The sequence below is a fragment of the Canicola haemoglobinophilus genome, from assembly GCF_002015075.1.
Classification (GTDB): domain Bacteria; phylum Pseudomonadota; class Gammaproteobacteria; order Enterobacterales; family Pasteurellaceae; genus Canicola; species Canicola haemoglobinophilus.
The window spans coordinates 11,849-28,178 of sequence record NZ_MUXZ01000004.1; the positions used below are offsets into that span (position 1 = coordinate 11,849).

The 16,330-nt window shown below is 37.6% G+C and carries 13 protein-coding genes; 3 read left to right on the forward strand and 10 right to left on the reverse strand.

Annotated features, from left to right (window positions below; translation table 11 throughout):
• Position 1 precedes the first annotated feature (1 nt).
• The 3 genes from B0186_RS00670 to B0186_RS00680 are packed head-to-tail and all read right to left on the reverse strand — an operon-like array spanning position 2 to position 3,560.
• Complete coding sequence (locus tag B0186_RS00670) at positions 2–889, reverse strand: ABC transporter permease subunit (RefSeq protein WP_078217462.1); 888 nt, start codon at positions 887–889, stop codon at positions 2–4.
• Positions 879–1,844 carry an ABC transporter permease gene (locus B0186_RS00675; RefSeq protein WP_078217463.1) on the reverse strand — a complete coding sequence of 322 codons (966 nt, stop codon included), beginning with the start codon at positions 1,842–1,844 and terminating at the stop codon, positions 879–881. Before B0186_RS00675 ends, B0186_RS00670 begins: the two co-directional genes overlap by 11 nt.
• Before the next feature lie 27 nt (positions 1,845–1,871).
• Entirely contained in the window at positions 1,872–3,560 is a 1,689-nt protein-coding gene (locus B0186_RS00680) for an ABC transporter substrate-binding protein (RefSeq protein ID WP_078217464.1), read from the reverse strand.
• Between the two features lie 66 nt (positions 3,561–3,626).
• Between B0186_RS00680 and B0186_RS00685 the strand changes: the two genes are divergently transcribed.
• Together B0186_RS00685 and B0186_RS00690 are read left to right on the forward strand one after the other, a co-directional pair.
• Positions 3,627–5,036, forward strand: a complete 1,410-nt coding sequence (locus B0186_RS00685; RefSeq protein ID WP_078217465.1) for a YcjX family GTP-binding protein — start codon at positions 3,627–3,629, stop codon at positions 5,034–5,036.
• 9 nt (positions 5,037–5,045) lie between these two features.
• The gene (locus tag B0186_RS00690; RefSeq protein WP_078217466.1) at positions 5,046–6,122 is read left to right on the forward strand and encodes a TIGR01620 family protein; all 1,077 of its coding nucleotides are present in this window, start codon (positions 5,046–5,048) and stop codon (positions 6,120–6,122) included.
• A gap of 28 nt (positions 6,123–6,150) precedes the next feature.
• Here B0186_RS00690 and B0186_RS00695 read toward each other — a convergent pair whose 3' ends face one another.
• The 4 genes from B0186_RS00695 to B0186_RS00710 form a co-directional block, all read right to left on the reverse strand.
• Positions 6,151–6,414: a GrxA family glutaredoxin gene (locus B0186_RS00695; protein ID WP_078217467.1), complete on the reverse strand. Its 264-nt coding sequence runs from the start codon at positions 6,412–6,414 to the stop codon at positions 6,151–6,153.
• A gap of 114 nt (positions 6,415–6,528) precedes the next feature.
• Entirely contained in the window at positions 6,529–8,781 is a 2,253-nt protein-coding gene (parC, locus tag B0186_RS00700; protein ID WP_078217468.1) for a DNA topoisomerase IV subunit A, read from the reverse strand.
• Positions 8,782–8,873: 92 nt separating this feature from the next.
• Positions 8,874–10,766, reverse strand: a complete 1,893-nt coding sequence (gene parE / locus B0186_RS00705) for a DNA topoisomerase IV subunit B (RefSeq protein WP_078217469.1) — start codon at positions 10,764–10,766, stop codon at positions 8,874–8,876.
• A 79-nt stretch (positions 10,767–10,845) separates the two neighbouring features.
• Positions 10,846–12,126, reverse strand: a complete 1,281-nt coding sequence (locus B0186_RS00710) for an AmpG family muropeptide MFS transporter (protein ID WP_078217470.1) — start codon at positions 12,124–12,126, stop codon at positions 10,846–10,848.
• Positions 12,127–12,310: 184 nt separating this feature from the next.
• Here B0186_RS00710 and B0186_RS00715 point away from each other — a divergent pair, with 184 nt between their 5' ends.
• A complete protein-coding gene (locus B0186_RS00715) occupies positions 12,311–13,624 on the forward strand; it encodes an NCS2 family permease (RefSeq protein WP_078217471.1) in 1,314 nt (437 codons plus the stop codon).
• 214 nt (positions 13,625–13,838) lie between these two features.
• On the opposite strand, the gene pflA is transcribed toward B0186_RS00715, so the two are convergent.
• The 3 genes from pflA to B0186_RS00730 all read right to left on the reverse strand — a co-directional run bounded on the left by pflA (position 13,839) and on the right by B0186_RS00730 (position 16,327).
• On the reverse strand, positions 13,839–14,579 hold the full coding sequence (gene pflA, locus B0186_RS00720; protein WP_078217472.1) for a pyruvate formate lyase 1-activating protein: 741 nt from the start codon (positions 14,577–14,579) through the stop codon (positions 13,839–13,841).
• A gap of 150 nt (positions 14,580–14,729) precedes the next feature.
• Positions 14,730–15,422 (reverse strand): HvfC family RiPP maturation protein, encoded by a 693-nt coding sequence (locus B0186_RS00725; RefSeq protein WP_078217473.1) that lies wholly within the window; start codon positions 15,420–15,422, stop codon positions 14,730–14,732.
• Positions 15,407–16,327, reverse strand: a complete 921-nt coding sequence (locus B0186_RS00730) for an HvfB family MNIO-type RiPP peptide maturase (RefSeq protein ID WP_078217474.1) — start codon at positions 16,325–16,327, stop codon at positions 15,407–15,409. The genes B0186_RS00725 and B0186_RS00730 overlap by 16 nt, the downstream gene beginning before the upstream one ends.
• Positions 16,328–16,330 lie beyond the last annotated feature (3 nt).

Sequence of the window (16,330 nt, forward strand, 5' to 3'; positions counted from 1 at the left end):
CTTATTCATAATATTTTTCAATGGCTTTACACAGCCCATTAGCCATAATGAGAACTATAACAATAGTAATGATAATGGCAACACCCGGTAAGATTGTTGCCCAAGGGGCGAGGTAAATAAGATCCATGTAATCTTTGATCATGACGCCCCATTCTGGTGTTGGGCGCTGTGCGCCTAGAGATATAAAACTCAATGCACTAATATCAACGATTGCAATGATAAAAGCTCGAGTAATTTCGCAAATATAACGAATAGCAATATTTGGCAAAATAGTTTCTTTTACTAATAACCAATCGCTTGCGCCATCAAGTCGTAACATCAAAATATATTCCTTTTTTAGCTCTTGCTGTACAGCTTGATAAATTTCATGAATAAAGTAAGGCAACAGTGCCAGAGTAATAGAAAGCATTGCATTGATTAAACTTGGTTGCATTAATGTAGCAATGATAATAGCAATAAGCAGAATAGGGATAGACAGAAAACTATCAAAAAAATGCCCTAATATTCTGGATTTTAAGCCTTGGGATAATCCAGCACAAATTCCTAGAACTCCGCCTAAGACTGAAGTAAACAAGACAACAAGAAGTGCGGTTCCAAAAGTATAAGTTGTGCCGCCAATTAGCCTGCTTAAAATATCTCGACCAATATCATCAGTTCCTAAGAAATAAGCGATTTTACCGTTTTCAGACCAAGAGGGTGGCAATAATTCAAAACCAATAAACTGCTCATTACTACCATAGGGGGCAATAAATTGATGGAAAAGTGCGGTAATAATTAACAATAAAAAAAGATAAAAACTGGCTAATGCTAATTTGTCTTGATAGAAAATTTGCCAGATATGCCATAATCCGCGTGTTTCACGAAATTCTTCAGGTTCTTTATCTAGCATACCAACCCTTCTTATTAAATGGATCTAAAATGAATGTGATAAATTCAATGAATAAGTTAACTGCAATGATACAAAGTCCTACGACAATAATACCCACTGAGATACTGTTATAATCTTGTAGGCTAACAGCATCAATTAACCAATGCCCAATTCCCGGCCAGCCAAATGTACTTTCAATTAACATACATTGCGCCATAACAAGCGTAAATAATCGACTCATTTGAGGAACTAATATGGGGAGAGTGTTGCGCAAAATATATTTACGCAAGATTTTTCCTTTTGACCAACCTCTTGTTTCCGCAATTTTGACGTAATTTTGGTTAAACAAAAAATCAGCCCGTTGTTGCACAATTCTAATAATGTCCATAGTGGGTAGAATTGTCAGAACTAATGTAGGTAACACAAGGTGCTGTAAAACATTTTGAATGACTTTAATTCTATATGGCTCCTCTATAAACCAAACATCAATGATCGGGAAACCTGTAATCGTTTTTATTTCATACAATAAATTGTATTGGCCGATAGCTGAGATTTCCCAATTTTGAATAGCAGAAAAATACAACAAGATTGGAGCAAGCCAAAATACAGGAATGGAAATCCCCATAATATGCAGCGTACGAATGACTTTACCACAAATATGATCACCGTATAGCGCACTGATCAGTCCAAGTGGAATACCAAAAATGAGCGCTAAAAGAATTGCACTTATGCAAAGTTCTAATGTAGGTGGTAAAACAGCAAAAATTAAGCCTTTTAGCGATTCTCCGCCTTGATAGGTAATACCAAAGTCACCTTGCAATAAATTTTCTAAATAAAACAAATAACCTGAAAAAAAGTGCGGTGTCGCCAACACTTGATTTAACGGATCTTTCAGTAATATGCCATAACTGATTAAAGATAAAATAAATAGCGTAATAATGACTAAAATGCAGTGGCGAAAAAAGGAAGATAGCATTGTTCTATTGTCCAGTTACATAATCTATTATTTTTTAAGAGAAAGTTTTGAAAAGTTGATATTGCCAAAAGGTGTCATTTCTACCCCCTGTACTTTTCCATTTGCGAGCAAAACTCGTTTTACGTTAGCAACAGGAATTATAGGGACCTCAGATAAAATCAGCTCTTGGGCAATATTATAATATCTTGCACGCTCACGTAAATTTGATGCAGTTAATGCTTTATCTAGTGCATTTTCAAAAGGCGCATAACACCAATTTGAAAAATTCGTAATTTCATTTTGTGTTCCACAACTTAAAATGGGGCGCATAAAGCTATCAGGATCTAAATTTCCCGCCAGCCAACCTGTTAAGATCATATCGTAATCTTCAGTTCGTTCTTGTAGCTGTTGTATTAAATAAGTGCGGGTAACATTGCGAACATTTACATTAACTCCCACTTTGGCTAAATCAGCTTTAATTAATTCTGCCATTTTTACTGGAGAAGGGTTATAAACCTGTTCTTCATTTATTACCCACATATCAAGATGAATATTTTTCCCTTCAAAAAATTCTGTTGCTTTTTTTATATTATAGTCATAAGCAAAATCAGGCGTATTTACAACCGCCGCCCAAGAAACTGACGGAATAATATTATTCGCCACGCTTGCAGTATTGTGATAGATCAGGTTGATAATGCGTTGACGATTAATTGCATGAGAAATATAACGGCGCACTTCTAAATCTCGCATCAGCGGTTTTTGAAAGTTAAATGCGAGATAAGATAAATTCATGCCCTCAATGGATTTTATGTAATATTTTTCATTATTTTGTTTTAACAATCCCAATTGGCTTACTTCAGGATAAGAAGAAATATGGCATTCATTATTAAAAAATTTAATTAACCTACCAGAACGATTGGCAGAAAGATCAATAATTACATTCTCGATTTTGGCATCTTTTTGCCAATAATTCGGATTACGAATAAGGCGTACATATTGGTTACGGAAATAATCTTTAACTTGGTATGGACCAGTGCCGACGGGTAAATTATCTAATTGTGCTAAATTATCGTCCGCATTCAATTGTAATGCGTATTCTTGCGAAAAAATAATGGCATACTGACTCGCTAAATGAGAAAGTACAGAGGCATCAGGTTTAAACAACCTAATCTCAACTTGGTAAGGGTTAAGCGCTTTAACTTCTTGAATTTTTTCATTTAACTTAATACTTTCAAAATAAGGAAAATGCACTTTTTTGCTTTGCTCATGATAGACCTTATATTGCGGATTTTTGTAACTAATACTACTTTGATCTAGCTCAGGGAGTGCCATGTTATGACCAAGTACACGATTTAATGAAAAAACTACATCATCCGCATTAAAATCACGACTTGGGGTAAACCAATTTGTATGATGAAACTTAACGCCTTTGCGCAAGTTAATGGTAATGATTTTGCCGTCTGGTGAAACTTCGTAAGATTTAGCCAATACTGGCTCGAGATTAGCGCTGTGATTTTTGATCTCAAATAATTTATTGTAAATTTGCTCTGTCACCACATTCATGCTAGTTCCCGCATCGGCTGTTTGAGGATTAAAAGAAAAGCTGCCAGCATTGGTACAGTAAATTAAACCATTATCAGTAAGAACTTTTGGGATTTTAGGTGCACTAAAAGCGGGTAAACTAAAAAGTAACCCGCCTAATAAACTCCAAAAAGTGAAAATGTTTTTCGTCAGCATAACTCAATTAATTATGATAAATTATGCGGGAATTGTAAGGCATATTAAGACAATATAGAAATAAAAATGTTTAATTTTATCCAGAAAGAAATTGATACTCTCATTAATCGTGGAATGGACCGCACTTTGCGTATTGCGGTCACTGGTTTAAGTCGTAGTGGCAAAACGGCTTTTATTACCAGCTTTATTAACCAACTCTTACATATTAATTCCGTTGATAATAAACATCTTCCTCTCTTTTTACCCGCGCAAAATAACAGTATTCAGGGGGTAAAACGTATTGGGCAAATCGATCTCAGTATTCCCCGTTTTGACTATGAGCAAAATATGAAGGCGCTAACAAATGAGCCAGCCAGTTGGTTTAAGTCAACAGAAGGTGTCAGCGAAACTCGTTTAGCAATTCGCTATGTGCGCAAAGAGGGCTTAATGCGCCACATAAAAGAAAAAGGCACATTGTATTTAGATATTTTTGATTATCCGGGAGAGTGGCTATTGGATCTGCCTTTGTTGGATTTAGATTTTAAGCAATGGTCTTTACAACAGCAGGAACTATTGAACGGAAAACGACAAGATTTAGCGCAAAACTGGCTTAATAAGATCCGCACTTTAGATCTCACAGCAACCGCAGACGAAGAAATTCTTGCTCAACTTGCCCAAGACTATACGGATTTTTTATTTGCTTGTAAGCAACAGGGCTTGCACTTAATACAGCCGGGGCGTTTTGTCTTGCCTGGTGAGTTAAAAGGTGCGCCCGCATTACAATTTTTCCCGCTTATTCATTTAACGGAACAAGAGTGGCAAAGCTTAAAAGAGCGGTCTAAATCTAGCAGTTATTTTGCAATTTTGAACAAACGCTATGCTTATTATCAACAAAAAATCGTCAAAGGTTTCTATCAAGATTATTTTTCCACTTTTGATCGCCAAGTCATTTTAGCGGATTGCTTAACGCCACTTAACCATAGTCGTCAAGCCTTTCAAGATATGCAAAATGCCTTGCAACAATTATTCAAAAATTTTCATTATGGCAAACGAACCTTATTTAACCGCTTGTTTTCGCCAAAAATTGATAAATTGATGTTTATTGCCACAAAAGCCGATCATATTACTTTGGAGCAATTCCCCAATTTAGTCAGCCTAATGCGCCAATTAGTGCAAGAAGGGGGGCGCTATGTGGAATACGAAGGCATAGATACGGAATACACCGCCATTTCAGCCATTCGCTCAACGCAACAAGTGCAAGTGACGCAAAATGGCAAAAAAATTAAAGCGCTACAAGGCATTAGATCAACGGATAAACAAAAAATTATTGTCTATCCGGGCTCTGTGCCGAGTAAATTGCCAAGTGCTGAGTTTTGGCAAAAACACAGTTTTGCCTTCGATCAATTTGAGCCACTTCCCGTACAACAAGGCGAGCCCATTGCCCATTTACGCATGGACGCTGTTTTCCAATTTTTATTAGCTGATAAGTTAGATTAGGATATAAATATGCAAAAAAAAGTTTTTCAAGCAGAAGATATTGAACAAAGTGCGGAGGAAAATTTCGTGCCGAAGCAAGAATTTGCGCAGGATAATTTATCGGTAGAAATTGATCTTTCCCAGCCTGAAAGTGCGATAGAACAAGCAAATACTGACGTTCATTTTGAACGCCTTGTTAGTAAAAAATCGACTTTTTGGCAAAGATTATTGATGGCGACTATCGGCTTATTTGTGAGCGGTACTTTGGCGCAATCTGTGCAATGGCTACTTGATAGTTGGCGAGATAATCAATGGATTATCTTTGTTTTTGCCTTGGTGAGCTTGTTTATTGTCTTGCTTGGGCTTGGTGCCATCATAAAAGAATGGCGCCGTTTAGTGAAATTAAAGAAACGCTTGTTATTGCAAGAACAAAGCCGAGAATTAATCAACAAAAGTGCGGTTAATTTAGCGCAAGTTTCTTCCTCTGAAGCCAAAGATTTTTGTTTAAAAATTGCCTCACTGATGGATATTGATGAAAAGTCACCGCACTTAGTCAGCTGGCAGGCGCAAATTCACGATGCCTATACAGAGCAAGAGATAATGCGCTTATTTAGTCAAAATGTGCTTATCCCCTTTGATCAAGTAGCGAAAAAATTAATTAGCAAAAATGCCGTTGAAAGTGCGTTGATTGTGGCGGTTAGCCCTTTAGCGATTGTAGATATGTTTTTTATTGCTTGGCGCAATATTCGTCTCATTAATCAATTAGCCAAACTTTATGGTATTGAGCTCGGTTATTTTAGCCGTATTCGTTTGTTGCGCATGGTGTTTTTGAATATGGCGTTTGCTGGTGCAACGGAAGTTATTCAAGATATTGGACTAGATTGGCTCTCTCAAAACATCACCGCAAAACTTTCAGCAAGAATAGCGCAAGGCATCGGCGTGGGTTTATTGACTGCCCGTTTAGGTATCAAAGCCATGGAATTTTGTCGCCCAATTGCCGTTACCCCAGAGGAAAAACTACGCTTAAGCCATATTCAAAAAGAATTATTGGGGACATTGAAAACAGCTGTATTTAGTTCAGAAAAGAACAAAGAAAAAGTGCGGTAGAAATACCGCACTTTTTACACTCAAATCATTAAGCTACAATATTAAATTGTGCTTTCATTAATGCTTCAAAATCAGTGCAACCGCCAATTGGTTTTTCATCAATGAAAATTTGTGGCACAGTTTCCACTGGTTTACCGACAGATAATGATAAATCTGCTTTGCTAATACCTTCAGCAACAATATCAATATAGCGGTAGTCAAAATCATCAAGAGTAGTTTTTAATTTTTCTGCGAGGTTTTTTGCACGAACACAATATGGGCAACCTGAACGACCAAAAATAACAGCGTACATATTTATTTTCCTTCTGTCTTGTTAATAAAAAAAGCAACAATATTCTAGCGCATTTCTGGCAAGATTTTTAGCATTGTTGCCACTAAAAAATCTTATTCCTATCAATATTGGAGATTACTCCACATTATCAATTACTTCAATCTCAACGCCATGATGTAATCCACGTGGTAATGGGGAACCTTTACGTCCTCGTTCTGCACGGAATTTTTGTACATCTTCGGGTTTTAAGGTAATTTTTCGTTTTCCTGCATGGAAGACCAAACTGGCTTTATCGCTGATTAAGAATAATTTCACTAATAATTCCGACCGCTCTTTTGCATTTGCAGAAGAAATATTAATGATTTTATTGCCTTTACCTTTGGCTAATTCTGGTAAGTCAGCCACAGGGAAAACTAACATTCTATTGGCTGAAGTTAAGGCAACTAAAAGTGCGGTAGAATTTTGCACAATTAAAGGCGGCAATGTTTTTGCATTTTCGGGTAGCGAAATTACTGCTTTTCCTGCTTTATTACGAGAAACTAAATCTTCAAATTTACAAATAAACCCATAGCCAGCATCAGATGCCATAAGTAAAGATTGACTGTCATTTTCCATAAGTAAATGCTCAACCGTTGCGCCAACGGGTAAGGTTAATTTGCCTGTTAGTGGTTCTCCTTGTGAACGAGCAGAAGGCAAGGAAAGCGGATCTAAAGTATAGCTACGTCCAGTACTGTCAATGAATACCGCTGGTTGATTGCTCTTACCATAAGCATGGCTCAAATATTTGTCACCTGCTTTGTAGCTTAAGCCTGCTGCATCAATATCATGCCCTTTGGCACAACGCACCCAACCCATTTCCGATAAAATAACGGTCACAGGTTCCGCTGGGGTCATTTCTGTTTCTGAAATGGCTTTTGCTTCGGCTCGTTCCACTAAAGGCGATAAGCGTGGACTTGCAAAGGTTTTCGCATCTTGTTGAATTTCTTTTTTGATCAAATTATTTAAACGGCGTTCAGAATTTAAAATTTGCTCTAAACTATCTCGTTCTTTTTCTAAATTGTTTTTCTCCGCTTGCAATTCTTGCTCTTCTAATTTGGCTAAATGGCGCAAGCGTAAATTTAAAATTGCCTCTGCTTGTTCATCGCTTAAGTTAAAGCGTGAAATTAAGACCTCTTTTGGTTTATCTTCGTGACGGATAATCTCAATAATTTCATCAATATTTAAAAAAGCGATGAGTAAACCGTCCAAAATATGCAAGCGATTTAAGACTTTGTCCAAGCGATATTGTAAGCGGCGAGTCACAGTTTGACGGCGGAATGTGAGCCATTCATTGAGGATTTGAACAAGGTTTTTGACCGCTGGTTTATTATCTAAACCAATCATATTCATATTGACACGATAGCTTTTTTCTAAATCTGTGGTAGCGAATAAATGCGCCATAAGCATATCGGTATCCACTCGATTTGAACGAGGAACGATAACGAGGCGAATTGGATTTTCATGATCAGCTTCATCACGAATATCTTCTACCATTGGCAATTTTTTAGCACGTATTTGTTCGGCTATTTGCACGATAATTTTTGAAGGCGAAGATTGGTGTGGAAGTGCGGTAATAATTATCTCGCCATTTTCTTTTTTCCACACAGCACGCATTTTGATTGAACCACGCCCTTGCTCGTAGATTTTACGAATTTCTTCTTTTGGCGAAATGATCTCCGCTTCAGTTGGAAAATCTGGACCTTGTAGCACAGTCATTAGCTGATCTACATCTGCATTCGGATTATCCAATAGCATAATAGCTGCATCAGCTACTTCATTGAGATTATGGGGTGGAATATCTGTTGCCATACCTACGGCGATCCCCGTTGTGCCGTTAAGTAGAATATGAGGTAAACGAGCGGGTAAATATTGGGGTTCTTCTAAGGTTCCGTCAAAGTTCGCTTGATAATTAACAGTGCCTTGCCCTAATTCTGAGAGTAAAATTTCGGAAATCTTTGATAAGCGAGATTCTGTATAACGCATCGCCGCAAAAGATTTAGGATCATCAGGTGCACCCCAGTTACCTTGTCCATCAACAAGGGGATAGCGATAGGAAAAAGGTTGTGCCATCAGCACCATGGCTTCATAACAAGCACTATCGCCATGAGGGTGGAATTTACCTAACACATCACCTACGGTACGCGCCGATTTTTTATATTTTGCACTGGCATTAAGTCCCAATTCCGACATGGCATAAATAATACGACGTTGTACTGGTTTTAGTCCGTCGCCAATAAAAGGCAAAGCACGATCCATAATGACGTACATGGAGTAATTTAAATAGGCTTTTTCCGTAAATTGACGGAGAGGCATTTGCTCAATGCCTTCGTAATTCATTTCAGTTGTCATAATTTTATCTTGCATATTTTAATGATAAGAAAGTGCGGTATTCATCATAAAAGTTTTAAAAAATCACCGCACTTTTTGCGAAACAGTTTAAATTAAGCGCTTAGATCTACTTGATCACCATTATCTTGTAACCAATTTTTGCGGTCTTCAGAACGTTTTTTGGCTAATAACATATCCATTAATTCCAACGTAGATACATCTTCTTCATGAGGTTCATAAGTTAATTGCACCAAACGGCGAGTATTCGGATCCATTGTCGTTTCTCGTAGCTGGCTCGGGTTCATTTCGCCTAACCCTTTGAAACGTTGCACATTAAATTTGCCTTTTTTATTTTTTAAACGATCTAAAATCCCTTCTTTTTCATTTTCATCAAGGGCATAAAAAACTTCATTGCCTAAATCGATCCGATAAAGCGGGGGCATTGCCACATAAACATGGCCATTTTGTACTAATTTCGGGAAATGGCGTAGGAACAAGGCACAAAGTAATGTGGCAATATGTAATCCGTCAGAATCCGCATCGGCTAAAATACAAACCTTACCATAGCGCAATTGAGATAAGTCTTCATTGTCAGGATCAATACCTAAAGCAATGGCAATATCATGGACTTCCTGTGAGCGTAAAACTTGATCCGCTGAAACTTCCCATGTATTTAAAATTTTTCCTCGCAGTGGCAGAATTGCTTGGTATTCTCGGTTACGAGCTTGTTTGGCGGAACCGCCAGCAGAATCCCCTTCCACTAAAAATAATTCAGTTTTACTTAAATCTTGTTCGCTGCAATCCGCTAGTTTCCCAGGAAGTGCGGGGCCACTGACCAGTTTTTTGCGTACCACTTTTGTTGCCGCGCGCAAACGGCGTTCAGCTGAACTGATTGCCATTTTGGCGAGCTCTTCCGCATCTTGAATATTTTGGTTGAGCCATAAGCTGAAACTGTCTTTCACTACACCGCTAACAAAGACCGCACTTTGACGTGAGGAAAGACGTTCTTTTGTTTGTCCTGCAAATTGTGCATCGTGCATTTTTACTGACAATACATAAGCACAACGATCCCAAATATCATCTGCGGTTAATTTAACATTTTTGGGTAATAGATTACGGAATTCACAAAATTCACGCATGGCATCAAGTAATCCTTGGCGTAAACCATTGACATGAGTACCGCCTTGAATGGTTGGGATAAGATTGACATAACTTTCAGTCAATAATTCTCCGCCTTCTGGTAGCCATAATAATGCCCAACTTGCTGCCTCTTTGTTTCCGCTAAAATCGCCAGTAAAGGCTTTTTGTGGCAGAGTGGTATAGCCATTGACGCTTTCCATTAAATAATCAGACAAGCCGTCTTGATATAACCAAGTATCTTCGGTGTTGTTGATTTTATCGACAAATTTAATTTCTAAGCCTGAGCATAAAACGGCTTTTGCGCGTAATAAATGGCGTAAGCGGCTGACTGAAAAATTTGCGCTATCAAAATATTTAGGATTTGGTTTGAAATGGACTGATGTTCCTGTGGTGCGCTTTCCGCAAGTACCAATAACCTCTAACTCTTCGACTTTTGCTCCGTTTTCAAACGCAATTTTATACACTTCGCCATTGCGTTTTACTTGAACATCTACACGTTCAGATAAAGCATTTACCACAGAGATCCCTACGCCATGTAAACCGCCCGCAAATTCATAGTTTTTGTTAGAGAATTTTCCCCCGGCGTGCAGTTTAGTCAAAATCACTTCAACACCAGAGACTTTTTCTGTTGGGTGAATATCAACGGGCATTCCACGCCCATTATCAATAACTTGTAAAGATTGATCTTTATATAAAATGACTTCGATTTTAGTTGCATGCCCTGCAAGTGCTTCATCCACACTATTATCAATAACTTCTTGCCCTAGATGGTTTGGGCGAGAAGTGTCTGTGTACATTCCAGGACGAAGTTGAACGGGCTCGAGATCTTTTAATACGGTGATTTCATTCGCTGAATAATTTGTCATAGTGCTATTTAGTAAGTAAAAAGTTGACGAATTTTAACAAAAAAAGTGCGGTCTTTCATCTTGCTATTTTTTCGTGGGCTTATTCTGTAGCCTTTGCTTTTTCATTCCAAGGGGCAACCCAAAACAAGCAAAGCATACCGGGGATTGCTAGCCAGAAACAGAACCAGAAATAGTCGTAATAACCAAAATACTTGATTAAAACCCCAGCTTGTGTATTTAAGGTGGCACGAGGTAAGGCGGCAAAGCTGGTAAAGAGCGCTAATTGTGTTGCGGTATAAAGCGGATTTGTTTCTCTTGCCATAAATGCCACAAAAGCCGAAGTACCTAAACCAATGCCAATATATTCAGCGGCAACCACTAAACTAAGGGAAATCAGTGCAAAATTATCTACTTCTTTAAATGGGCCTAATTTGGCTAACCAAGCAAAACCTAAAATAGTTACAATCTGCACAACACCGAAAAGCCATAGCGCACGATTAATGCCAATTTTCAGCATAATTATTCCGCCCACAATACTGGCGATGAGCATTGGCCATAAAGATGAATTTTTTACTACAAGACCAATTTGGGTCATGTTGTAGCCCATATCTAAATAAAATGGGGAAATAAGGGCAGTCGCCATGCTATCGCCAATTTTGTATAGAAAAATAAAGGCTAGAATGCCAAGAGCAGAGTAAGTTCCTTTGCGAGTGAAAAACTCTTTAAAAGGTTCAATGACATTTTCTTTTAAAGTGCGGTGACTTTTGAGTTCAATTTGTGGTTCTTTACTTAGGAATAAGGTCATCAAAATACCGGGTAGCATGAAAAGTGCGGTAATAATAAAGACGGTTTTCCAAGGTAAATGATCCGCGAGAATTAAAGAAAGTGAACCAGGAATAAGCCCCGCCACACGATAAGCATTCACATGAATGGAATTGCCTAAGCCTAATTCAAGATCCGACAAAATTTCACGGCGATAAGCATCAAGTACAATATCTTGGCTTGCAGAAAAGAACGCAACTAATGTGGCAATTCCAGCAATCAGTTGTAAATTAAAAGAGGAATTTGGTTGTAAAAAACCAAAAGATGAGAGTGAAACAATCAGTAATATTTGTGAAATAAGCATCCAACCGCGGCGACGTCCTAAAAAGGGCGGTACAAAACGGTCGAGTAATGGCGCCCAAAGAAACTTCCAAGTAAAAGGCAGTGTCACAGCGGTAAAATAACCGAGAGTTTCTAAATCTACTTGTTCTTTGCGTAACCAAAGTGGTAACAATGAAATGATGATATAAAGAGGTAATCCAGAGCTAAATCCAGTAAATACACAAATCAGCATATTACGGCTGAACATTTGCTTAAAAATTGAGTTCGATTTTTCCATGATTTTTTCTCCATGAATAAAATTTCTCGCTAGTATAGATGATTTTTCGATTTTCAGTGGCGGATTTTTTATTTTTAAACAAAAAGCCAATAAAATCCTTTGCGCAAACGTTTACTATTTAAAACTTTCAGGTAAAATACGCGCACTTTTTTTCATTCATTTTAACTTACATTTAGGGGACAATATGTCTTTAGAAAAAACTTTTGAACTGACAAAACGTGGTTCTAACGTTCGTCAGGAAATTATTGCAGGTTTAACCACCTTTTTAGCAATGGTGTACTCGGTTATTGTTGTACCAAATATGCTAAGTGCGGCGGGTTTTCCAGCAGAAAGTGTATTTATTGCAACCTGTTTAGTAGCTGGTTTAGGTTCAATTCTCATTGGTTTATGGGCAAATGCGCCAATGGCAATTGGTTGTGCGATTTCATTAACTGCATTTACCGCATTTAGTTTAGTGTTAGGGCAAGGCGTCAGTGTTCCTGTAGCATTAGGTGCAGTATTTTTAATGGGGGTTGTCTTTACCTTAATTTCTGCAACTGGTATCCGTTCTTGGATTTTACGCAACCTTCCTTCCAGTATTGCACATGGTGCTGGTATCGGTATCGGTTTATTTTTATTACTGATTGCCGCAAATAATGTGGGTATCGTTGTTGGCAATCAAGCGGGTTTACCAGTAAAACTTGGTGATTTTGCTTCTTTCCCTGTATTGATGTCTTTAGTTGGTTTAGCTTTTATTATTGGCTTGGAAAAAATGCAAGTAAAAGGCGGTATTTTGTGGGTCATCATCGCAATTACTATCGCTGGACTTATTTTCGATCCGAATGTGCAGTTTAAAGGCGAAATTTTCCGTTTACCAACTTTTGGTGAGCAATCTTTATTTTTAGAATTAGACATCATGGGTGCATTGCAACCAGCGATTTTACCTGTGGTTTTTGCTTTAGTTATGACCGCAGTTTTTGATGCAACAGGAACAATTCGTGCTGTGGCTGGTCAAGCTAATTTATTAGACAAAGATGGTCAAATCATCAATGGCGGTAAAGCATTAACTGCAGACTCTGTAAGTAGCTTATTATCTGGTGTATTTGGTACCGCACCTGCTGCTGTATATATTGAGTCTGCAGCGGGAACTGCTGCTGGCGGTAAAACAGGTATTACTGCTGTTGTGGTCGGTGTTTTATTCCTATTAATGTTGTTCTTCCAACCATTAGCAAGTCTAGTGCCAAACTACGCAACAGCACCAGCATTAATGTATGTAGGATTATTAATGTTAAGTAACGTTAGCAAACTTGATTTTGACGATTTTGTTGGCGCAATGAGCGGATTAGTTTGTGGTGTATTTATTGTATTAACAGCAAATATCGTAACAGGTATTATGCTTGGTTTTGCGAGCTTAGTGATCGGTCGTTTAGTGTGTGGCGATTGGAAAAAACTTAATGTTGGTACAGTGATTATTGCTGTGGTGCTAGTTGCTTTCTATATTGGCGGCTGGGCGATTTAATTACAGAAGTATTTGTGTAGCAGTTGAGTTGCACAATAGTTAAATAGCAGAGTATTTGTAGGGGCGCCACGCTGGCGCCCGTTCGAATATCAGAACAATCGGTTGATTTTACAAAGAATTTTAAAAATCTTTATTCGGACGCCAGCGTGGCGTCCCTACTTTTCTTAGGGACAATAAAAAAGCACTTACTATTTTCGTAAGTGCTTTCTTTTTATTAATATTTCACTTTATGCCCGTAGCTTTCAATAATAGATTTGATATGTTCTAGGGATTCTTTGCTTGGGGGATTAACATCTTCTAACTCGTATTTTTCTCCCATTGCTTCCCATTTATGCGCACCTAAACGATGGTAGGGGAGAAGTTCAACTTGTTCGATATTCGTCATTCCTTGAATAAATTGGCCTAATAAATTTATATCTTCATCAGCATCAGTATGACCCGGCACCACCACATAACGAACCCAAGTTTTTTGATTACGTTTTTGTAAGTATTTAGCAAATTCTAAAGTGCGTTTATTCGGAACGCCGATAAGATTTTGATGTACTTTATCATTCAGTTGTTTTAAATCGAGTAATACAAGATCTGTTACATCTAATAATTCATCAATGACATGATCATAATTACGTACAAAGCCATTTGTATCTAGGCAAGTATTAATTCCTTCAGCTTTACAGGCTTTAAACCAATCTCGCACAAATTCAGCTTGTAATACAGCTTCACCTCCAGATGCAGTCACGCCTCCGCCTGTGGCATTCATAAAATGGCGATAAGTGACTACTTCTTTCATTAAGTCTTCTACTGAAATTTCTTTGCCATCATGTAGGTCCCAAGTATCTCGGTTGTGGCAATATTTACAACGCATTAAGCAACCTTGTAAGAATAAAATGAAACGAATTCCCGGTCCATCAACAGTTCCACAAGATTCATAAGAATGATAACGCGCGAGTACAGACATAATTCCTCTTTCTAAGCTAAAAAATTAAACGGCCGCAATTATATCATGCTCTTTTGATTTGTAACTTATTTATTCTTTGTGGAGGGAGAAAAGAGCGGTATAAAAAACACCAATAATTTATTTATTGATGTCTTCTATATTTTCGCTGATTTAGGCTGGAACAATAACGCCCAATTCAATCCATTTGTGCCAAATTTGTTGTAAGAATTTTAATGTAGTTTCATCTATAGACAAATCTTTTAAAGACGCTTTCAATTCTTGTAAAGAATAAGACCGTTCTTGTAATAGAGTTAATAAAAAATGATCTAATTCTGTGAGCATTTGGTAATACACCTCAAATTGAGCATTACGCCAAATAATTGTTTTGGACGGTTGTTCGATAATTTGGCTAAATTCAGTTGAGAGAAAGTCAACAGGATACTCTTTTATAAAGCAAACCTCTGAGCATTTCATCGGACGATATTCGGTTATATCAAATTGAGCTGGAACCTGAAATGTGGATACTTCCGCTTGAAGTTGATCAAATTCAAATTGCATGAGTGCAAGAATAGCTTTATCGAAAATCTCGTGCTGCTGGCAAAATTGTAGAAATTCGCCTGCAATATCTTGAAAGTAGGGCGAATGTGCTTTTCCATTTTTAACGAAATCTTCTTTTGCATTGTCCCAATCTTGTGGGCTTAAATGAGTTGGTGTTTCAGTAAAACATTTTTCAATAAAACCAAAGGTATTATTGCGTATTAAACGAACATAAACATTTAATCGTCTAGCATCATAGCCAGCTGGATTTTTCTCACGAATGGCTTGCACGAATTCTTGTTGTGTTTGTGCTAGATTTTTAGCCATGATAATCCTCTTTTATCTACATATTTTTGTTGTAAATTGCGAATAATGTCCACTTCTTTACATAGTTCTTCAAAAGGTGGGAAGTTAAAATCCCGTTCAAGTAAAGTGGGTGGGATATGAGGTAAGCGATCATAGGTATATTCCAATAAATCCCAAACTGTACCTTTCACTTTTTCACCATGGGTATCTACCAATAACTGAGGTAAATGACGAAAATCCCCTTTAATTTTATTAAATGACTCTGATGTTTGTATTTGAGGATCTGCTGCTGAATGTTCCTCATCGTGCCCAGCAATATGAATATAATTCACTCGTTTTAAATCTACATTATCAATGAACACATAAGGATCAAGTAATCCATGATTAACGCCATTGACATAAATATTATTTACATCTAAATGGATACCGCAGTTTGCTTCTTGTGCAATGGCATTAAGGAATTCCACTTCATTCATTGTACTGGTATCAGAATGTAAATAGTAAGAGGTGTTTTCTACTGAAATTTGAATTTCTAAAAAATCCTGAACTTCACGAATTCTTGCAGCTGTATGTTTTACTGCCTCATCGGTAAAGGGCATGGGTAAGAGATCATATAAATGCCCTTCACATTCACAATAGCTCAAATGATCGGAAAAGAAAGGGGTATTATATTGCTTTATCATGGACTTAATACCAGACAGCAATTCTTTATCTAAAGGTGCTTGCCCACCTAGAGAAAGAGATAATCCATGGATTAGCATAGGGATTTTTTCTGCGACTTTATCGAATTGATAACGTGCTAAACCGCCCATTTTTAACCAGTTTTCTGGTGCAATTTCCATAAATTGAATTCGCTCATTATTGCTTAACTGTAGAAATCCTTCAGCGAGATCTCTCCTGTAACCTAAACCTGCACCTTGTCGCATTAT

Coding starts and splice junctions, on each gene's coding strand:
- B0186_RS00670 (WP_078217462.1), bottom strand. CDS start 889: ATGCTAGATAAAGAACCTGAAGAATTTCGTGAAACACGCGGATTATGG.
- B0186_RS00675 (WP_078217463.1), bottom strand. CDS start 1,844: ATGCTATCTTCCTTTTTTCGCCACTGCATTTTAGTCATTATTACGCTA.
- B0186_RS00680 (WP_078217464.1), bottom strand. CDS start 3,560: ATGCTGACGAAAAACATTTTCACTTTTTGGAGTTTATTAGGCGGGTTA.
- B0186_RS00685 (WP_078217465.1), top strand. CDS start 3,627: ATGTTTAATTTTATCCAGAAAGAAATTGATACTCTCATTAATCGTGGA.
- B0186_RS00690 (WP_078217466.1), top strand. CDS start 5,046: ATGCAAAAAAAAGTTTTTCAAGCAGAAGATATTGAACAAAGTGCGGAG.
- B0186_RS00695 (WP_078217467.1), bottom strand. CDS start 6,414: ATGTACGCTGTTATTTTTGGTCGTTCAGGTTGCCCATATTGTGTTCGT.
- parC (WP_078217468.1), bottom strand. CDS start 8,781: ATGACAACTGAAATGAATTACGAAGGCATTGAGCAAATGCCTCTCCGT.
- parE (WP_078217469.1), bottom strand. CDS start 10,766: ATGACAAATTATTCAGCGAATGAAATCACCGTATTAAAAGATCTCGAG.
- B0186_RS00710 (WP_078217470.1), bottom strand. CDS start 12,126: ATGGAAAAATCGAACTCAATTTTTAAGCAAATGTTCAGCCGTAATATG.
- B0186_RS00715 (WP_078217471.1), top strand. CDS start 12,311: ATGTCTTTAGAAAAAACTTTTGAACTGACAAAACGTGGTTCTAACGTT.
- pflA (WP_078217472.1), bottom strand. CDS start 14,579: ATGTCTGTACTCGCGCGTTATCATTCTTATGAATCTTGTGGAACTGTT.
- B0186_RS00725 (WP_078217473.1), bottom strand. CDS start 15,422: ATGGCTAAAAATCTAGCACAAACACAACAAGAATTCGTGCAAGCCATT.
- B0186_RS00730 (WP_078217474.1), bottom strand. CDS start 16,327: ATGCGACAAGGTGCAGGTTTAGGTTACAGGAGAGATCTCGCTGAAGGA.